15 protein-coding genes are annotated in these 16,095 nt (G+C 65.6%); 11 read left to right on the top strand and 4 right to left on the bottom strand.

What is annotated here, in order from left to right:
• From puhA to hemA, 7 genes are read left to right on the top strand one after another with little or no spacing between them, the layout of a single operon-like run.
• Entirely contained in the window at window positions 1-768 is a 768-nt protein-coding gene (gene puhA, locus D4Q52_RS16155) for a photosynthetic reaction center subunit H (RefSeq protein ID WP_119857596.1), read from the top strand.
• Entirely contained in the window at window positions 765-1,427 is a 663-nt protein-coding gene (puhB, locus tag D4Q52_RS16150; RefSeq protein WP_119857595.1) for a photosynthetic complex putative assembly protein PuhB, read from the top strand. The genes puhA and puhB overlap by 4 nt, the downstream gene beginning before the upstream one ends.
• Window positions 1,428-1,440: 13 nt before the next feature.
• The gene (gene puhC / locus D4Q52_RS16145) at window positions 1,441-1,929 is read left to right on the top strand and encodes a photosynthetic complex assembly protein PuhC (protein ID WP_119857594.1); all 489 of its coding nucleotides are present in this window, start codon (window positions 1,441-1,443) and stop codon (window positions 1,927-1,929) included.
• Window positions 1,926-2,231 carry a hypothetical protein gene (locus D4Q52_RS16140; RefSeq protein WP_119857593.1) on the top strand — a complete coding sequence of 102 codons (306 nt, stop codon included), beginning with the start codon at window positions 1,926-1,928 and terminating at the stop codon, window positions 2,229-2,231. Before puhC ends, D4Q52_RS16140 begins: the two co-directional genes overlap by 4 nt.
• Window positions 2,228-3,343, top strand: coding sequence for a magnesium-protoporphyrin IX monomethyl ester (oxidative) cyclase (gene acsF, locus D4Q52_RS16135; protein WP_119857592.1), 1,116 nt, complete (start codon window positions 2,228-2,230; stop codon window positions 3,341-3,343). The genes D4Q52_RS16140 and acsF overlap by 4 nt, the downstream gene beginning before the upstream one ends.
• A 12-nt stretch (window positions 3,344-3,355) precedes the next feature.
• Window positions 3,356-4,426 (top strand): putative photosynthetic complex assembly protein PuhE, encoded by a 1,071-nt coding sequence (gene puhE / locus D4Q52_RS16130; RefSeq protein ID WP_119857591.1) that lies wholly within the window; start codon window positions 3,356-3,358, stop codon window positions 4,424-4,426.
• Complete coding sequence (gene hemA, locus D4Q52_RS16125) at window positions 4,423-5,634, top strand: 5-aminolevulinate synthase (protein ID WP_119857590.1); 1,212 nt, start codon at window positions 4,423-4,425, stop codon at window positions 5,632-5,634. The genes puhE and hemA overlap by 4 nt, the downstream gene beginning before the upstream one ends.
• Before the next feature lie 223 nt (window positions 5,635-5,857).
• Here hemA and D4Q52_RS16120 read toward each other — a convergent pair whose 3' ends face one another.
• The gene (locus D4Q52_RS16120) at window positions 5,858-6,829 is read right to left on the bottom strand and encodes a LysR family transcriptional regulator (RefSeq protein WP_119857589.1); all 972 of its coding nucleotides are present in this window, start codon (window positions 6,827-6,829) and stop codon (window positions 5,858-5,860) included.
• A 171-nt stretch (window positions 6,830-7,000) separates the two neighbouring features.
• Between D4Q52_RS16120 and D4Q52_RS16115 the strand changes: the two genes are divergently transcribed.
• The 3 genes from D4Q52_RS16115 (at window position 7,001) to cbbX (ending at window position 9,963) form a co-directional block, all read left to right on the top strand.
• Complete coding sequence (locus tag D4Q52_RS16115) at window positions 7,001-8,458, top strand: form I ribulose bisphosphate carboxylase large subunit (protein WP_119857588.1); 1,458 nt, start codon at window positions 7,001-7,003, stop codon at window positions 8,456-8,458.
• Between the two features lie 153 nt (window positions 8,459-8,611).
• Complete coding sequence (locus tag D4Q52_RS16110; protein WP_119857587.1) at window positions 8,612-9,034, top strand: ribulose bisphosphate carboxylase small subunit; 423 nt, start codon at window positions 8,612-8,614, stop codon at window positions 9,032-9,034.
• A gap of 2 nt (window positions 9,035-9,036) precedes the next feature.
• A complete protein-coding gene (gene cbbX, locus D4Q52_RS16105) occupies window positions 9,037-9,963 on the top strand; it encodes a CbbX protein (protein ID WP_119857586.1) in 927 nt (308 codons plus the stop codon).
• 369 nt (window positions 9,964-10,332) lie between these two features.
• Here cbbX and D4Q52_RS16100 read toward each other — a convergent pair whose 3' ends face one another.
• From D4Q52_RS16100 to D4Q52_RS16090, 3 genes are all read right to left on the bottom strand, one after another.
• Window positions 10,333-11,115 (bottom strand): alpha/beta fold hydrolase, encoded by a 783-nt coding sequence (locus tag D4Q52_RS16100; protein WP_119857585.1) that lies wholly within the window; start codon window positions 11,113-11,115, stop codon window positions 10,333-10,335.
• A 3-nt stretch (window positions 11,116-11,118) separates the two neighbouring features.
• Entirely contained in the window at window positions 11,119-12,414 is a 1,296-nt protein-coding gene (locus D4Q52_RS16095; RefSeq protein ID WP_119857584.1) for an O-acetylhomoserine aminocarboxypropyltransferase, read from the bottom strand.
• Window positions 12,415-12,573: 159 nt separating this feature from the next.
• Window positions 12,574-14,682: a S9 family peptidase gene (locus tag D4Q52_RS16090; protein ID WP_119857583.1), complete on the bottom strand. Its 2,109-nt coding sequence runs from the start codon at window positions 14,680-14,682 to the stop codon at window positions 12,574-12,576.
• 153 nt (window positions 14,683-14,835) lie between these two features.
• Here D4Q52_RS16090 and D4Q52_RS16085 point away from each other — a divergent pair, with 153 nt between their 5' ends.
• Window positions 14,836-15,711, top strand: a complete 876-nt coding sequence (locus D4Q52_RS16085) for a dihydrodipicolinate synthase family protein (protein WP_119857670.1) — start codon at window positions 14,836-14,838, stop codon at window positions 15,709-15,711.
• Window positions 15,712-16,095: the final 384 nt, after the last annotated feature.

The raw sequence follows: 16,095 nt of genomic DNA, 5'->3' as shown, positions 1-16,095 counted from the left end.
ATGCAACCCGGAGCGTATTTGGACTTAGCACAGGTTACCCTGTACGTATTTTGGATCTTCTTCGCCGGCTTGCTCTTCTATCTTCGCCGTGAAGACAAGCGCGAGGGCTATCCGCTGGTCGCCGACACCGGCAGCGGCACGCGGCTCGGCAAGATCGGCGTTCCGGCCCCGCCGGATCCCAAGACCTATCTGCTGCGCGGCGGTGCGACCAAGACGGTGCCGTCGTCCGGCAACGATCGGCCCAATGTCGCGCTCGCGCCGACCGCACCGTGGCCCGGTGCGCCGTTCGTCCCGACCGGCAATCCGTTCGCCGACGGTGTCGGTCCCGGCTCCTACGCGCAGCGCGCCGACGTGCCGGAGCTCGGCCTCGACAATTTGCCGATCATCGCGCCGCTCCGCGCCGCGAAGGGCATGTTCCTCGATCCGCGCGATCCCAATCCGGTTGGTTTCCCGGTGGTCGGCTGTGACGGCCAGATCGGCGGTACGGTGACTGAAGTCTGGGTCGACCGCGCCGAAGTACTCGCGCGCTACCTCGAAGTCGAAGTCGTGAAGACCAAGAAGAAGGTGCTGCTGCCGGTGCCGTTCGCGCTGATCAACAGCCCGGTCGGCAAGGTCTCGGTCGATGCCATCCGCGGCGATCAGTTCGCCGGCGTGCCGGCGCTGGCCAAGGCCGATCAGGTCACCAAGCTCGAGGAAGACAAGGTCTGTGCGTATTACGGCGCCGGCACCCTCTACGCCACGCCGCTGCGTCAGGAGCCCATCGTATGACCCAATCCCCCAGCCAGTTTCGTGAGCTTCCGTCGCCACTGCCGGAGGGAGAGCGCGTTCTCTGGCAGGGGAAGCCGACCTTCAAGGGGTTGGCACTCCGGACCTTCCACATGCGGGCCGTGGCGATCTATTTCGCCCTGCTGATCGTGTGGAAGGCCTGGTCGAACTGGTCACACGGTCAATCACTCGGAGAAGCGTCGGCGTCCGCGGCGACGCTTCTCATCCCGGCGATCGGCGGTCTCGCTCTGCTGACGCTGCTCACCTACCTGTTCCGGCGCGCCAGCTGTTACACCATCACCTCCAAGCGCGTGCTGATCCAGACCGGAGTGGCGCTGCCGATCACGCTGAACATTCCGCTCGGCAAGATCGTCAACGCCGATCTGACCGAACGCAACGACGGCAGCGGCGACATTCCGCTGCGCATCATCGATACCAAGCGCACCTCTTACGTTCTGCTGTGGCCGCACATCCGGCCCTGGCGCCTGCGCGAGCCCGAGCCGATGCTGACGTCGGTCCCCGACGTTGCCAAGGTGGCCGCCACCCTCACCGAGGCGGTGAAAGCACAGCTCGATCCCGCCGCGGTCTCTCTCGTTCAAACGGCTACCAGCGGACCGACCCAAGGCCCGTTGTCGAACTCGACGGCCCCCGCCGTCGCTTGAACCGGAGACAGAGATGAGTGAGGCCGCCGAAAGTTTCACCGTTCCCAAAGGCGCATTGATCGGCGCCGCAGCGGTCGTACTGTTTGCGATCGCGGCGGGCGCCACCGTCCGCCTGACCGGCTACGGGCATTCTCACATGACGCCACCGGCGGTCGTGGAGAGCGTCGACTTGACGTTCGAGGACAGCGCCAACGGGCTGGTCAACATCTATCGCGCCAGCGATCACAGCCTGGTGCGGACGATCCATCCGGGCGAATCCGGGTTCGTTCGGGTCGCCATGCGCGGGCTGGCGCGCGAGCGCGCGGTGGCCGGGGTCGGCTCGGCGCCGCCCTTCGTGCTCGCCCGCCACAGCAACGGCCAGTACACGCTGACCGACACCGCCACCCGCAAGGTGCTCGACCTCAACGCCTTCGGCGCCGACAACCTGCGCGCCTTCTCTCAACTGATGCCCGGCCCGACGGTCGGGGCAGCCAACGACAAAGACAAGGACGGCTCGAAATGAGCACGTTCGGGATCGGGAAACGCACAAGCTTCGACGTCCCCTGCACGGTGGAAATCGAGCAGACGTCGGAAACTCTTCATGCCCACGTGATCCTCGACGGCGACGTCGAGATCGGTCCCGGCGACGAAGTGCTGGTGCACGACGCGCCGACCCACGTCGAATTCGGCGAACGGCTGGTCGTTCGCCGCACCGCGACCGTGGTGCGGGCCGGCTGGCTCGACAGGATCCGCGCGCGGCTGGAAGGTTATCGCGAACTGACCGAACTTTACGAAGTCAGCTTCTCAGATGGGAGGGTTTCATGATTCCGATGGAGGGAGGCGCGCAGGGCGCGCTACGACCGACGTCGAAGCCGACGTCCCGGCCCGCGATCAAGGGCAGCGTCGACAGCCTCAACATCGCCAAAGAGGACACGATCCTCACCCCGCGCTTCTACACCACCGACTTCGCCGCGATGGACAAGCTCGACGTCAGCCTGGTCCGCGCCGAGTGGACGACGATGATGAACGAGATGCGCGCCGACTATAACAAGTCGCATTTCAAGAAGACCGACGAATTCCGCGACAGCGACCTCGACAAGCTGCCGCCGGAACTTCGCGCCGAGTTCAAGGACTTTCTCGTCTCGTCGCTGACCGCCGAATTTTCCGGCTGCGTGCTGTACTCGGAAATCAAGAAGCGTATCAAGAACCCCGAGATCCGCGAATTGTTCGGCCTGCTCAGCCGCGACGAAGCGCGTCACGCCGGCTTCATCAACGAGATCCTCAAGGATCACGGCATCGGCGTCGATCTGTCGTTCCTGACCAAGGTCAAAAAGTACACCTACTTCCGGCCGAAGTTCATCTTCTACGCGACCTATCTGTCGGAGAAGATCGGCTACGCCCGCTACATCACCATCTACCGCCAGATGGAGCGGCATCCGGAGCGCCGCTTTCACCCGATCTTTAAGTGGTTCGAGCGCTGGTGCAACGACGAGTTCCGGCACGGCGAGGCGTTCGCGCTGCTGATGCGCGCCGATCCGTCGCTGCTGTCCGGCGTCAACAAGCTGTGGATCCGGTTCTTCCTGCTCGCCGTGTTCGCCACGATGTATGTGCGCGACCACATGCGGCCGGCGTTCTACGAGGCACTCGGCGTCGATGCCACCGATTACGGCATGCAGGTGTTCCGCATCACCACCGAGATTTCCAAGCAGGTCTTCCCGGTGACGATCAATCTCGACGATCCGCGCTTCCTCGCCAACCTCGAACGGTTGCGCAGGGCGGCGGAGAAGATCGCCGAGTCGCGCAGCCAGGGCGTGATCGGCAAGCTCAAGCGTCCGTTCTACGCGGCTTCGGCCGCGCTGGCGTTCGGTCGTCTGTTCCTGCTGCCGGCCAAGCGAAACGAACTGCCCCGCGTCATCGGCCTGCGGCCGGCGTGGTGAGAGAGTAGCGCGATGGTGTCCTATCTCGGCCCCCCGATCTTCGCGGCTTTCGTCTGGTGGTTCTCCACCGGCGCGGTGCTGCTGCTGGTTGGCAGCGTCGGCCGCTCGGAGTTGCTCCGGGCGGTGTGCGCGGGCGGGATGGTCACGATCGCGCTGTGCGGCCTGTCGGTCACGGCGCACGATACCAGCGTCGGCGCCGCCTACATGGCGTTCAGCTGCATCATCTTCCTGTGGGGCGCGCAGGAGATCGCGTTCTTGTCCGGTTGGCTCACTGGCCCGCGGGCCGAGCCGTGCCCGCCGGACGCCAAGGGCTTTGCCCGCTTCAGCTACGCGCTGCAGGCGATCATCTATCACGAGATCTGTCTGCTCGCCTGCGGCGCCATCGTGGTGTGGGTGACGCTCGGCGCCGAGAACGAAGTCGGCCGCTGGACCTATCTGGCGCTGTGGGTGCTGCGCCAGAGCGCGAAGATCAACCTGTTTCTCGGCGTCCCCGTCACCAATGACGAGCTGATGCCGGATGCGGTCCAATTTCTGAAGACCTACTTCGCGCGCAAGCCGGTGAGTGCGTTCTTCCCGATCTCGGTGACCGCTGCCACCGCCGTGCTGGTGGTGATGATCCAGCGCATCGTCGAAGTCGCGGATACGCCGTTCGAAGTCGTCGGCCTGACGCTGGTATCGACTTTGTTCGCACTTGGCGTCGTCGAACATTGGTTCATGCTGCTACCACTGCCTGCCATCACACTTTGGAGTTGGGGCATTCGTCCAGCTTTCTCGCCGGAGAGCATCATCATGGAACAGAATCCGTCTACCGTTGCCGCTGCGTCCGTGCATGCCGCGCCGACGCAAGCTTCCGAATCGCCACAGACCGCCGAGGCGCGCACCGCGTCCGGGCCGCAGCTCGTCGTCGTTCCGACTACACGTAAGGACGAACCGCCGAAGCCGCGCTCGAGCTGCGCCCGCCAGCGCCTCGAAGATCAGTTTCGTCAGACTTTCCTCGAACAGCATCCGCGCAGCGGACTGGCTCCGGCCCGCGTCGGCATCGCTGCCGAGCCGGCCGCAACGATCAACGGGAGGACGTCATGAATTACGAAGCCTACTTCCGCCGGCAGCTCGAAGGCCTCCATCGTGAGGGCCGGTATCGCGTGTTCGCCGATCTCGAACGCCATGCCGGCTCGTTCCCGCGCGCCACGCACTACAAGCCGGACGGCACAGGTGAAGTCACGGTGTGGTGCTCCAACGACTATCTCGGCATGGGCCAGCACCCCGAGGTGCTGAAGGCGATGCACGAGGCGCTCGACAGCTGCGGCGCCGGCGCCGGCGGCACGCGCAACATCGCGGGCACGAATCACTATCACGTCCTGCTGGAGCAGGAACTCGCCGCGCTGCACGGCAAGGAAGCGGCACTGCTGTTCACCTCGGGCTACGTCTCGAACTGGGCCTCGCTGTCGACGCTGGCGTCGCGCATGCCCGGCTGCGTCATCCTGTCGGACGAGCTCAACCATGCTTCGATGATCGAGGGCATCCGCCACAGCCGCAGCGAGACCCGCATCTTCGCGCACAATGACCCACGCGATCTCGAGCGCAAGCTGGCCGATCTCGATCCGCACGCGCCGAAGCTGGTGGCGTTCGAATCGGTCTACTCGATGGACGGCGACATCGCGCCGATCGCCGAGATCTGCGACGTCGCCGACGCGGCCAACGCGATGACCTATCTGGACGAAGTGCACGGCGTCGGCCTGTATGGCCCGAACGGCGGCGGCATCGCTGATCGGGAGGGGCTGAGCCATCGGCTCACCATCATCGAAGGCACGCTGGCCAAGGCGTTCGGCGTGGTCGGCGGCTACATCGCCGGCTCGGCCGCGGTGTGCGACTTCGTCCGCAGCTTCGCCTCGGGTTTCATCTTCTCGACCTCGCCGCCGCCGGCGGTGGCGGCCGGTGCGCTGGCCAGCATCCGGCATCTGCGCGCCAGCTCGGCCGAGCGCGAGCGCCACCAGGACCGCGTCGCGCGACTGCGCGCGCGGCTCGACCAGGCTGGCGTCGCCCACATGCCGAATCCGAGCCACATCGTGCCGGTGATGGTCGGTGACGCCGCGTTGTGCAAGCAGATCAGCGACGAGCTGATCAGCCGCTACGGCATCTATGTGCAGCCGATCAACTACCCGACGGTGCCGCGCGGGACCGAGCGCCTGCGCATCACCCCGTCGCCGCAGCACACCGACGCCGATATCGAGCACCTGGTGCAGGCTCTACGGGAAATCTGGGCGCGGGTCGGTCTGGCCAAGGCGGCCTGAACCGGAGCGCTTGGTCGCCTCGCGACCGCGACCGAGCAAACATCACAACGCGCGCCGCAAGGCGCGCGTTGTGCGTTTTCTCCGTCATTACGAGCGAAGCGAAGCAATCCAGCTCAGTGCACCGCGCTGGATTGCTTCGCGGAGCCTGTCATCGGACGGCGCGGAGCGCCGACCCGGTGGCTCGCAATGACGCCAAGTCTTCCGCACATTACGAAGATCGTCGTCAGCCGCGCTTCCCGGTTGCCGCGGACGGCCGCGTCAGTCGCAGGCGCCGGTCGGTCCGCGGCAGGAATTGCGGGCCTTCGGCCTTCAGGAAGTCCAGCATCGCGCGCGCCGGCGGCAGCAGCACCTTGTCGTTGCGCGTCACCACGAACCATTGCCGCACGATCGGCAGCCCGACGACGTCGAGGATCACCAGCCGGCGCTCGTCGAGCTCGGTCGCGACCGTGTGGGCCGACAGGAAGGCGATGCCGAGGCCGGCGATCACCGCCTGCTTGATGGTCTCGTTGCTGCCCATCTCCATGCCGATGGTCGGCCGGATGCCGGCGCTGCCGAACAGCTGCTCCATCAGGCTGCGCGTGCCCGAGCCGGGCTCGCGCGTCAGGAACGTCTCCCCCGCGAGTTCGGTGAGCGCGATGTTCGACTTGCGCGCCAGTCGATGCGCGGTCGGCGCGATGATGACGTGCGGATGGTCGCCGATCAGATGGGTTTCTACTTCGAGATCGACCGGCGGCCGCCCCATGATGGCGATGTCGAGTTCGTAGCCGCGCAGCGCCGCGCCGATCTCCTGGCGGTTGCCGATGAACAGCCGCACGTCGATCTTCGGGTTGAGCTTGAGAAATCCCGAGATCGCGAACGGCACGAAGTACTTCGCGGTCGACACCGCGCCGATCGAGATCCGGCCGGCGGTCTTGCCGGCGATCATCTCCAGCGAGGTGTCGCAGGCGGCGATCGCCGCCTCGATGCGTTCGCTGAGCGCCAAGACTTCCAGCCCGGCATCGGTGAGCTGCATGCCGTCGCTGCGACGCTGGATCAAAGGGATCCCGGCGAGCGCTTGCAGATTGCGCAGTTGCAGCGTCACCGCCGGCTGCGTCAGATGCAGCTTGTTGGCGGCGGCGGTGATGCTGCCGGTCTCTGCCAGCGCGGCGAGCGCACGGAGCTGACGGATCGAAACGGTCCTGAACTGGCGGCTCATATAAGTGAAACTTTTGCGATCGTGAAGATAATGAAATTTCTCTTATTGGCTCGCTTCCGTCAAGATCGTCGGCATCAGGCGAGTGCCTCCGATGCAGCATTTCACCTTCCGACATGCCGCGACCTCCGGCCCGGCTCTGCCACACCCATCATGATCTTCAGGGAGGACGACATGAACGAGTCAGTCACCATCCGCGGCAAGGACCGCTATCGGTCCGGCGTGATGGAATACAAGAAGATGGGCTATTGGGAGCCCGACTACGAGCCGAAGGACACCGACGTCATCGCGCTGTTTCGCGTCACCCCGCAGGACGGTGTCGACTCGATCGAAGCCTGCGCGGCGGTCGCCGGCGAAAGCTCGACGGCGACCTGGACGGTGGTGTGGACCGATCGGCTGACCGCGGCGGAGAAATATCGCGCCAAGTGTTACCGGGTCGATCCGGTGCCGAACGGCCCCGGCCAGTACTTCGCCTATATCGCCTACGATCTCGATCTGTTCGAGCCCGGCTCGATCGCCAACCTGACGGCGTCGATCATCGGCAACGTGTTCGGCTTCAAGCCGCTCAAGGCGCTGCGGCTCGAGGACATGCGGCTGCCGATCGCTTACGTGAAGACGTTCCAGGGCCCGGCGACCGGCATCGTGGTCGAACGCGAGCGCATGGACAAGTTCGGCCGTCCGCTGCTCGGCGCCACCGTCAAGCCGAAGCTCGGCCTGTCCGGCCGCAACTACGGCCGCGTGGTCTACGAGGCGCTGAAGGGCGGGCTCGATTTCACCAAGGACGACGAGAACATCAACTCGCAGCCCTTCATGCATTGGCGTGAGCGCTTCCAATATTGCATGGAGGCGGTCAACAAGGCGCAGGCGGCCAGCGGCGAGATCAAGGGCACCTACCTCAACGTCACCGCGGCGACGATGGAGGACATGTACGAGCGCGCCGAGTTCGCCAAACAGATCGGCTCGATCATCGTGATGATCGATCTGGTGATCGGCTACACGGCGATCCAGTCGATGGCCAAATGGGCGCGCAAGAACGACATGATCCTGCACCTGCACCGCGCCGGTCACTCGACCTATACGCGGCAGCGCAGTCACGGCGTGTCGTTCCGCGTCATCGCCAAATGGATGCGGCTCGCCGGCGTCGACCACATTCACGCCGGCACCGTGGTCGGCAAGCTCGAGGGCGATCCTGCGACGACGAAGGGCTACTACGACATCTGCCGCGAGGACCACAATCCGATGCGGCTGGAGAACGGCGTGTTCTTCGAGCAGCATTGGGCCAGCCTCAACAAGCTGATGCCGGTTGCCTCGGGCGGCATCCACGCCGGCCAGATGCACCAATTGCTCGACCTTTTGGGTGAAGACGTCGTGCTGCAGTTCGGCGGCGGCACCATCGGCCATCCGATGGGCATCGCGGCCGGCGCCACGGCCAACCGCGTGGCGCTGGAAGCGATGATCCTCGCCCGCAACGAGGGCCGCGACTACGTCCACGAAGGCCCGGAAATCCTCGCCAAGGCGGCGCAGACCTGCACGCCGCTGAAGGCCGCGCTCGACACCTGGAAGAACGTGACCTTCAACTACGAATCCACCGACACCCCAGACTACGCACCGACTGCGTCGGTCTCGGTTTAACAACCTGAACGGACCCGGGCCGATAAGCTCGCCCCGTCATTGCGAGCGAAGCGAAGCAATCCAGCGTGATGCACTGGGCTCCTGGATTGCTTCGTCGCTTCGCTCCTCGCAATGACGAAGGCTTTCGGTCTAGCGAACCAAGGAGCCATTTCCATGCGACTGACTCAAGGCTGTTTCTCGTATCTGCCCGATCTCACCGACGAGCAGATTTCCGCCCAGGTGCAATACGCGCTCGGCAAGGGCTGGGCGGTGAATCTCGAATTCACCGACGACCCGCATCCTCGCAACACCTACTGGGAGATGTGGGGCTTGCCGATGTTCGACCTGCAGGACGCCGCCGGCGTGATGATGGAGCTCACCGAATGCCGCAAGATTTACGGCGATCGCTATATCCGGCTGTCGGCGTTCGACTCCAGCCACGGCTGGGAGTCGGTGCGGCTGTCGTTCATCGTCAATCGGCCGAGGGACGAGCCCGGCTTTCGGCTCGACCGTCAGGAAGTGGATGGCCGTAACATGCGTTACACCACCCGCGCCTACTCGGCCGACAAGCCTGAGGGCCAGCGCTACGGAGGCTGATCGTGGACACGACCACTCCCGCAGCGAGCAACGAGATCGACGCGCCACCCGAGCGCGTTGACCTCCGAGCCGAGTTCGATGCCGTCGGCATCGGCGAGGTGCTGGATCAGCTCGATCGCGAACTGATCGGTCTGAAACCGGTGAAGACTCGCATCCGCGAAATTGCGGCGCTGCTGCTGGTCGAACGCTTGCGCAAGCGGATGGGTCTCGCCACCGGCAATCCGACGCTGCACATGTCGTTCACCGGCAACCCCGGCACCGGCAAGACCACGGTGGCGCTGCGCATCGCCGCGATTCTGCACAAGCTCGGCTTCGTCCGGCGCGGCCACGTCGTCTCGGTGACGCGCGACGAACTGGTCGGGCAATATATCGGCCATACCGCGCCGAAGACCAAGGAGGTGCTGAAGAAGGCGATAGGCGGCGTGCTGTTCATCGACGAGGCGTATTATCTGTATCGGCCGGAGAACGAGCGCGACTACGGTCAGGAGGCGATCGAGATCCTGCTGCAGGTGATGGAAAACCAGCGCGACGATCTGGTGGTGATTTTGGCCGGCTACGCCGACCGCATGGAAAAATTCTTCGCCTCCAATCCCGGCTTCCGCTCGCGTATCGCCCACCACATCGACTTCCCGGACTACACCGACGGCGAACTGCTCGGCATCGCCGAGGGCATGCTGAGCGAGCAGAATTATCACTTCGACGCGGAGGCGCGCGCCGCGTTCGAGCGCTACATCGCGGTGCGCAAGACGCAAGCTTTGTTCGCCAACGCCCGCTCCATCCGCAACGCCCTCGACCGCATCCGCCTCCGCCAAGCCAACCGCCTGATCGCCGACCTCGACCGCTCACTGAGCGTCGAGGATCTGATGACGATCGAAGCCAAGGATGTGCTGGCGAGCAGGGTATTCGGAAAGGGAGAGGGCAGGATGTAGTTCACCGCTGACCGCGCGGCAGGGCGCCTACGATCGAGTATTGTAAGTGCCACGCGCTTCACCCTCCCCTGGAGGGGGAGGGTGAACCGCGTTAGCGAGCGGGGTGGGGTGGGGAAGAGTTCATCCGCCGTGCCCGCGTCGCCCCTCACCCCAACCCTCTCCCCGCAAGAGCGGGGCGAGGGAGCTCGCTGTGCTTGGGCGAGGCCTGTAGCCCCAACCACGTCATTCCGGGGCGCATCGCGGGGCGGCCTTTGGCCGGCCCGCGGGGCGAACCCGGAATCCCGACGTTGTTGCAAATGCCGGGTGCTCCACAGGTCGGGATTCCGGGTTCGCTCACTGCGCGAGCGCCCCGGAATGACCTCCTCGGGGCTATCCCTGCAGCGCCTTCAGCACGTCGTCCGGGCGCTCCACCATCATCGTATGGCCGGCGCCTTTCAGGATCACGGTGCGCGAGCCGGCGATCGCCGCAGCCAGTGTCTTGCCGTTCTTGGTCGGCGTCATCATGTCGCGTTCGCCGAGGATCAGCAGTGTCGGCGCCGTCACCTTTGCGGCCGCCGCCAGCGCGTCCTTGTAGTCGTTGCAGGCGGAGAGATCGTTGAAGATCACGCCGGGCTTATTGGCTTCGAGCACGCGCACTGAGCCGCCGTGCATCCATAGTCCGGGAGCGAGGTTGCCGCCGATCTCCGCATCCGGGCCGAGGCCCCAGATCGTCATCATGGCGATCGCGGCGGGATCGTTGGCTTCGGCGGCTTTCAGCAGATCCGGGCCGACCGCCATCACCGAGGTGGTGGCGATCAGCGCCAGCGACGCCACCTTGTCCGGGTGCCGCGCAGCGGTTTCCAGCGCGATCAGCGAGCCCATCGAGTGGCCGATCAGCTTGGCTGGCTGCGCGCCCGCGGCGTCCAGCAGCGCGGCGATCCAGTCGGCCATCTCGGCGATCGTTGTCAGCGGTGCGCCGCCGGAGCGGCCGTGGCCGGGCAGGTCCGGCGCCAGCACGGCGTAGCCGTGATGCGCGAACCAGCGGGTCTGCAGTGCCCACACCGAATGATCGAAGCCGGCGCCGTGGATGAACACGGCCGCAGGACGCGACGCATCGAACGGATGGCCGCCGGTCGCGACGAAAGTGTCGATGCCATTGACGTTGATCTGCATGGCTCAGCCCTTCTGCGAAACGCGCAGCGCCTGCGCCAGGTCGGAGATGATGTCGTCGGCGGTCTCGATGCCGACCGACAGCCGGATCAGCTCTTCGCCGATGCCGGCGGCGGTGAGTTGCTCGGCGCTCATCTGCTGATGCGTCGTCGAGGCCGGGTGAATCACCAGCGTCTTGGCGTCGCCGACATTGGCGAGATGGCTGGTCAGCCGCAGCGCCTCGATGAATTTCCGTCCTGCTTCGCGACCGCCCTTGATGCCGAACGAGATGATCGAGCCGGCGCCCTTCGGCAACAGCTGCTGCGCCAGCGCGTAGTCCGGGTGGCTCTCTAGCGTTGGATGCAGCACCCAGTCGACGGCTTTGTTCGCCTGCAGCGCTTCGAGCACCGCTTTGGTGTTGGCGACATGCCGATCCATCCGCACCGGCAGCGTCTCGATGCCCTGCAGCAGCTGGAACGCGTTGGTCGGCGACAGGCACGCGCCGAAGTCGCGCAGGCCTTCCATCCGCGCGCGGATGACGAACGCCGGCGGGCCGAACTGCTCGTCGAAGACGACGTCGTGATAGCCGGCGTAAGGTTCGGTCAGCGTCGGAAACTTGCCGCTTGCACGCCAGTCGAACCGGCCGCCATCGACCAGCACGCCGCCGATCGCGATGCCGTGGCCGCCGAGCCATTTGGTCGCCGAATGCATCACGATGTCGGCGCCGAGTTCGATCGGCTTGCTGAGATAGGGCGTCGCAAAGGTGTTGTCGATCAGCAGCGGAATCTTCGCCTCGTGCGCGATCGCCGCGACCTTCGGAATGTCAAGCACTTCGAGCCCGGGGTTGCCGATGGTCTCGCCGATCATCAGCCGCGTGTTCGGCTGGATCGCCGCTTGCAGTGCTGCATGATCGCGCGGATTGATGAACGTCGTGGTGATGCCGAACCGCGGCATCGTGTGCGCCAAGAGGTTGATCGTGCCGCCATACAGCGACGACGACGCCACGATGTGATCGCCGGCGTTCAGCAGCGTGGCGATGGCGAGATGCAGCGCCGCCATGCCGCTCGCCGTCGCCACCGCGCCGACGCCGTTCTCCAAAGCCGCGATGCGCTCTTCGAGCACGGCGATCGTCGGGTTGGAGATGCGGGTGTACAGATGCCCGGGCCGCTCCATGTTGAACAGCGCGGCGGCGTGGTCGGTGTCCTGAAACACGTAGGACGTCGTCTGATAGATCGGCACCGCGCGCGAGCCGGTGACTGGATCGGGATGTTGTCCGGCGTGCAGGCTGAGGGTTTCAAATCCGGGCGGTTTGGGTGCGGCCATGATGTGCTCGGGTTGTTTCCTGATTGGCTTGTTAGTTGGTCTCCGTCACTGCGAGAAGCGAATCGACGAAGCAATCCAGGCTCAGTGCTCGGCGCTTCTGGATTGTTCGCTGCGCTCGCAATGACGGGGAGAGGGTGTATTGCGGGCTTTATGACACGCTCACGCTTGCTCGTCAGCCAGGCCCACCGCCCACAGCGCGAAGGCGTAGACGATGGCGACCTCGTCGAGGCGGCTGAAGCGACCGGAGGCGCCGCCGTGGCCGGCGCCCATGTTGATGCGCAGCAGCACCGGGCCTCCGCCCGTCATGGTGGCGCGCAGCCGGGCCACCCATTTGGCCGGCTCCCAATAGGTGACGCGCGGATCGGTCAAGCCGCCCATCGCCAGGATCGCCGGATAGTCTTTCGCGGCGACGTTGTCGTAGGGCGAATAGGACAGGATGGTCTTGAAGTCCGCCTCGCTCTGGATCGGGTTGCCCCACTCCGGCCATTCCGGCGGCGTCAGCGGCAGCTTGTCGTCCAGCATGGTGTTGAGCACGTCGACGAACGGCACCTCGGCGACGATGCCGGCGAACAAATCGCCGGATCGGTTGGCGACGGCGCCCATCAGCATGCCGCCGGCGCTGCCGCCATGCGCGACGATGCGTTTGGCCGACGTGTAGTTCGCCGCGATCAGCGCGCGGGCGCTGGCGGCGAAATCGTCGAACGAATTGGTCTTCTTGTCGCGCTTGCCGTCGAGGTACCAGCCCCAGCCTTTGTCCGCACCGCCGCGGATGTGCGCGATGGCGTAGACGAAGCCGCGGTCGACCAGCGACAGCGCGTTGGTCGAGAAGCCGGCACCCATGGCGTGACCGTACGAGCCGTAGCCATACAGCAGCAGCGGCGCCTTGCCGTCGAGCGCGAGGCCTTTGCGGTGCAGGATCGACACCGGCACCTCTGAGCCGTCGTCAGCCTTGGCAATGATCCGCGTGGTGACGTAATCGGCCGGGTTGTGGCCCGACGGAATCTCCTGGCGCTTGCGCAGCACGCGTTCGCGCGTCGCCATGTCGTAGTCGTAGACTTCCGAGGGCGTCGTCATCGACGAATAGGAGAACCGCATCACGGTGGTGTCGAATTCATAGCCGCCCGACGCCGACAGCGAGTAAGCGGCTTCGTCGAACGCGATGGCATGCTCGTCGCCGCTGGCGAGATCGCGGATCGTCACCGACGGCAGCGCGTTGGCGCGCTCCAGCCGCATCAGGTGACCTGAGAACAGATCGAAGTCGATGATGTAGACGCCGTCGCGATGCGGGATCAGGTCGCGCCAATTTTCACGGGTCGGCGACGCGAGCGGGGCCGTGACGATCTTGAAGTCGATCGCGCCGTCCGCATTGGTGAGGATGAACAGCTCGTCGCTGCGATCGCCGATCGAATACTGAACCCCGAGTTCGCGGGCTGCGACGAGCCGCGGCGGCGCGGTCGGGTCCGCCACGTCGATCAGTCGCTGCTCGGAGGTTTCGTGGTCGCCGCCGGCGATCACGCAGAACCGGCCGCTGGTGCTCTCGTGAATGTGGGTGAACCAGCCGGAGTCTTGTTCTTCGTACACCAGCAGATCGTTGGCCTGCGCGGTGCCGAGCTTGTGCAGCCAGACCTGCATCGGGCGATGATTGTCGTCGAGCTTGACGTAGAAGAAGGCCGACGAGTCCGCCGTCCACACCACGCCGCCGTCGGTTTCCTCGACCACGTCCGGCAGGTCCTGCTTGGTCGCCCAGTCGCGCACCCGGATGGTATAGTACTCGGAGCCCTTGGTGTCGGCGCTCCAGGCTTCGAGCTTGTGGTCGAGCGAATGCCGGCGCCCGCCGAATTCGAAGTACTCCAGCCCCTTGCCAAGTTCGTCGCCGTCGAGGATCACGTCGAGCTCGCCGCCGTCGCGCGGCGTGCGGCCGTACAGCGGATGCTGGCCGCCCTCGCGATACTTGCGCAAGTACGCGTAAGGTCCGTCCGGCTGCGGCACGCTGGAATCGTCTTCCTTGATACGGCCGCGCATTTCCGCGACCAGCTTCTTCTGCAGCGCATCGGTGTGGCCGAGCACGCTCTGCGTGTAGCCGTTCTCGGCCTCGAGATAGGTGCGGATGTCCGGCTCCAGCAGCGACGGATCGCGCAGCACCTCCTGCCAGTTGGGGTCCTTCAGCCAGGCGTAGTCGTCATGGATGGTGATGCCGTGGGTGGTGAAGGCGTGCGGGCGGCGCGGCGCGACGGGAGGCGTCAGGCTGCTGCGGGAAGGCTGGGTCATGGATAGGTCTCGTTGCAAGCGGAGGCCGTGGTTCGGCAACGTCCGGCTTAGCAGAGTTTGGCCCTTGCGGCGCGCGCCGGTTTACGGTCGAAAGGACGCGGCCGGTTCCGTTGCCGGCCGGGACCTTCGCGGAGCGTGCAAGTGGCTGAGACGATTTCCGAATTTCACGGCGTGTTTCCTTATCTGGTGTCGCCGCTCGATCCCGATGGACGCGTCCGGGCCGAGGTGCTCGGCCGGTTGTGCGACAACCTGATCGAGGCGGGCGTGCACGGCCTGACGCCGCTCGGCTCGACCGGCGAGTTCGCCTATCTGGGCGCCGCGCAGCGTGAAGCGGTGGTGCAGGCGACCATTGAGGCCGCAGCCGGGCGCGTGCCGGTGGTCGCCGGCGTGGCGTCGACCTCGACGGCCGATGCGGTGGCGCAGGCGAGGGCGTATCAGAAACTCGGCGCGACCGGCATCCTCGCCATCCTCGAAGCGTATTTCCCGCTGAAGGACGCTCAGATCGAGAGTTACTTCCGCGCCATCGCCGACGCGGTCGACATTCCCGTGGTGATCTACACCAACCCGCAATTCCAGCGCTCGGATCTCACGCTCGACGTCATCGCCCGGCTCGCCGAGCATCCGCGCATCCGCTACATCAAGGATGCCTCGACCAACACCGGCCGGCTGTTGTCGATCATCAACCGCTGCGGCGAGTCTCTGCAGGTGTTCTCGGCCTCCGCGCATATTCCGGCCGCGGTGATGCTGATCGGCGGCGTCGGCTGGATGGCCGGCCCCGCCTGCATCGCGCCGCGCCAGAGTGTGAAGCTCTACGAGCTGTGCAAGGCGCAGCGCTGGGACGAGGCGCTGACGCTGCAGCGCAAGCTGTGGCGCGTCAACGAAGCCTTCGCCAAGTTCAACCTCGCCGCCTGCATCAAGGCCGGCCTGTCGCTGCAAGGCTACGACGTCGGCGACCCAGTGCCGCCGCAAGCCCCGCTGACCGCGGACGAGCGCAAGGCGGTCGAGGCCGTGCTGCAAGAGATTGCATAGTCGCAAGCCACGAGCCGCAGCGCACTCCCCTCCCCCTTGCGGGGAGGGGTAGGGGGTGGGGGTCCCCAGGCACGGCTCGTCTTTGAGTGTCCCACGGTTGTGGCGCAGTCTATCGCACATCGCTAGCATCTTCCCCGCGGCACCCCCACCCCCGACCCCTCCCCGCAAGGGGGAGGGGAGGTCGGCCGCTGTGCTTGAGACGCGACCTTACCCCAGCACAGCCGGCTCCCTCGCCCCGCTGTTGCGGGGAGAGGGATGGGTGAGGGGCCGGCCTCTCCGCGAGGTCGAGCGTCAATGGCATGGCGTGCCATGCCCTCACCCGACCGGCTTCGCCGGTCGACCTCTCCCCGCGAGCGGAGAGAGGTTCAGCCCCCTCTTGGCGTA

Source organism: Rhodopseudomonas palustris (assembly GCF_003591005.1).
Taxonomy (GTDB): Bacteria; Pseudomonadota; Alphaproteobacteria; order Rhizobiales; family Xanthobacteraceae; genus Rhodopseudomonas; species Rhodopseudomonas palustris_K.
This window is presented reverse-complemented; position numbering and strand designations above follow the sequence as displayed.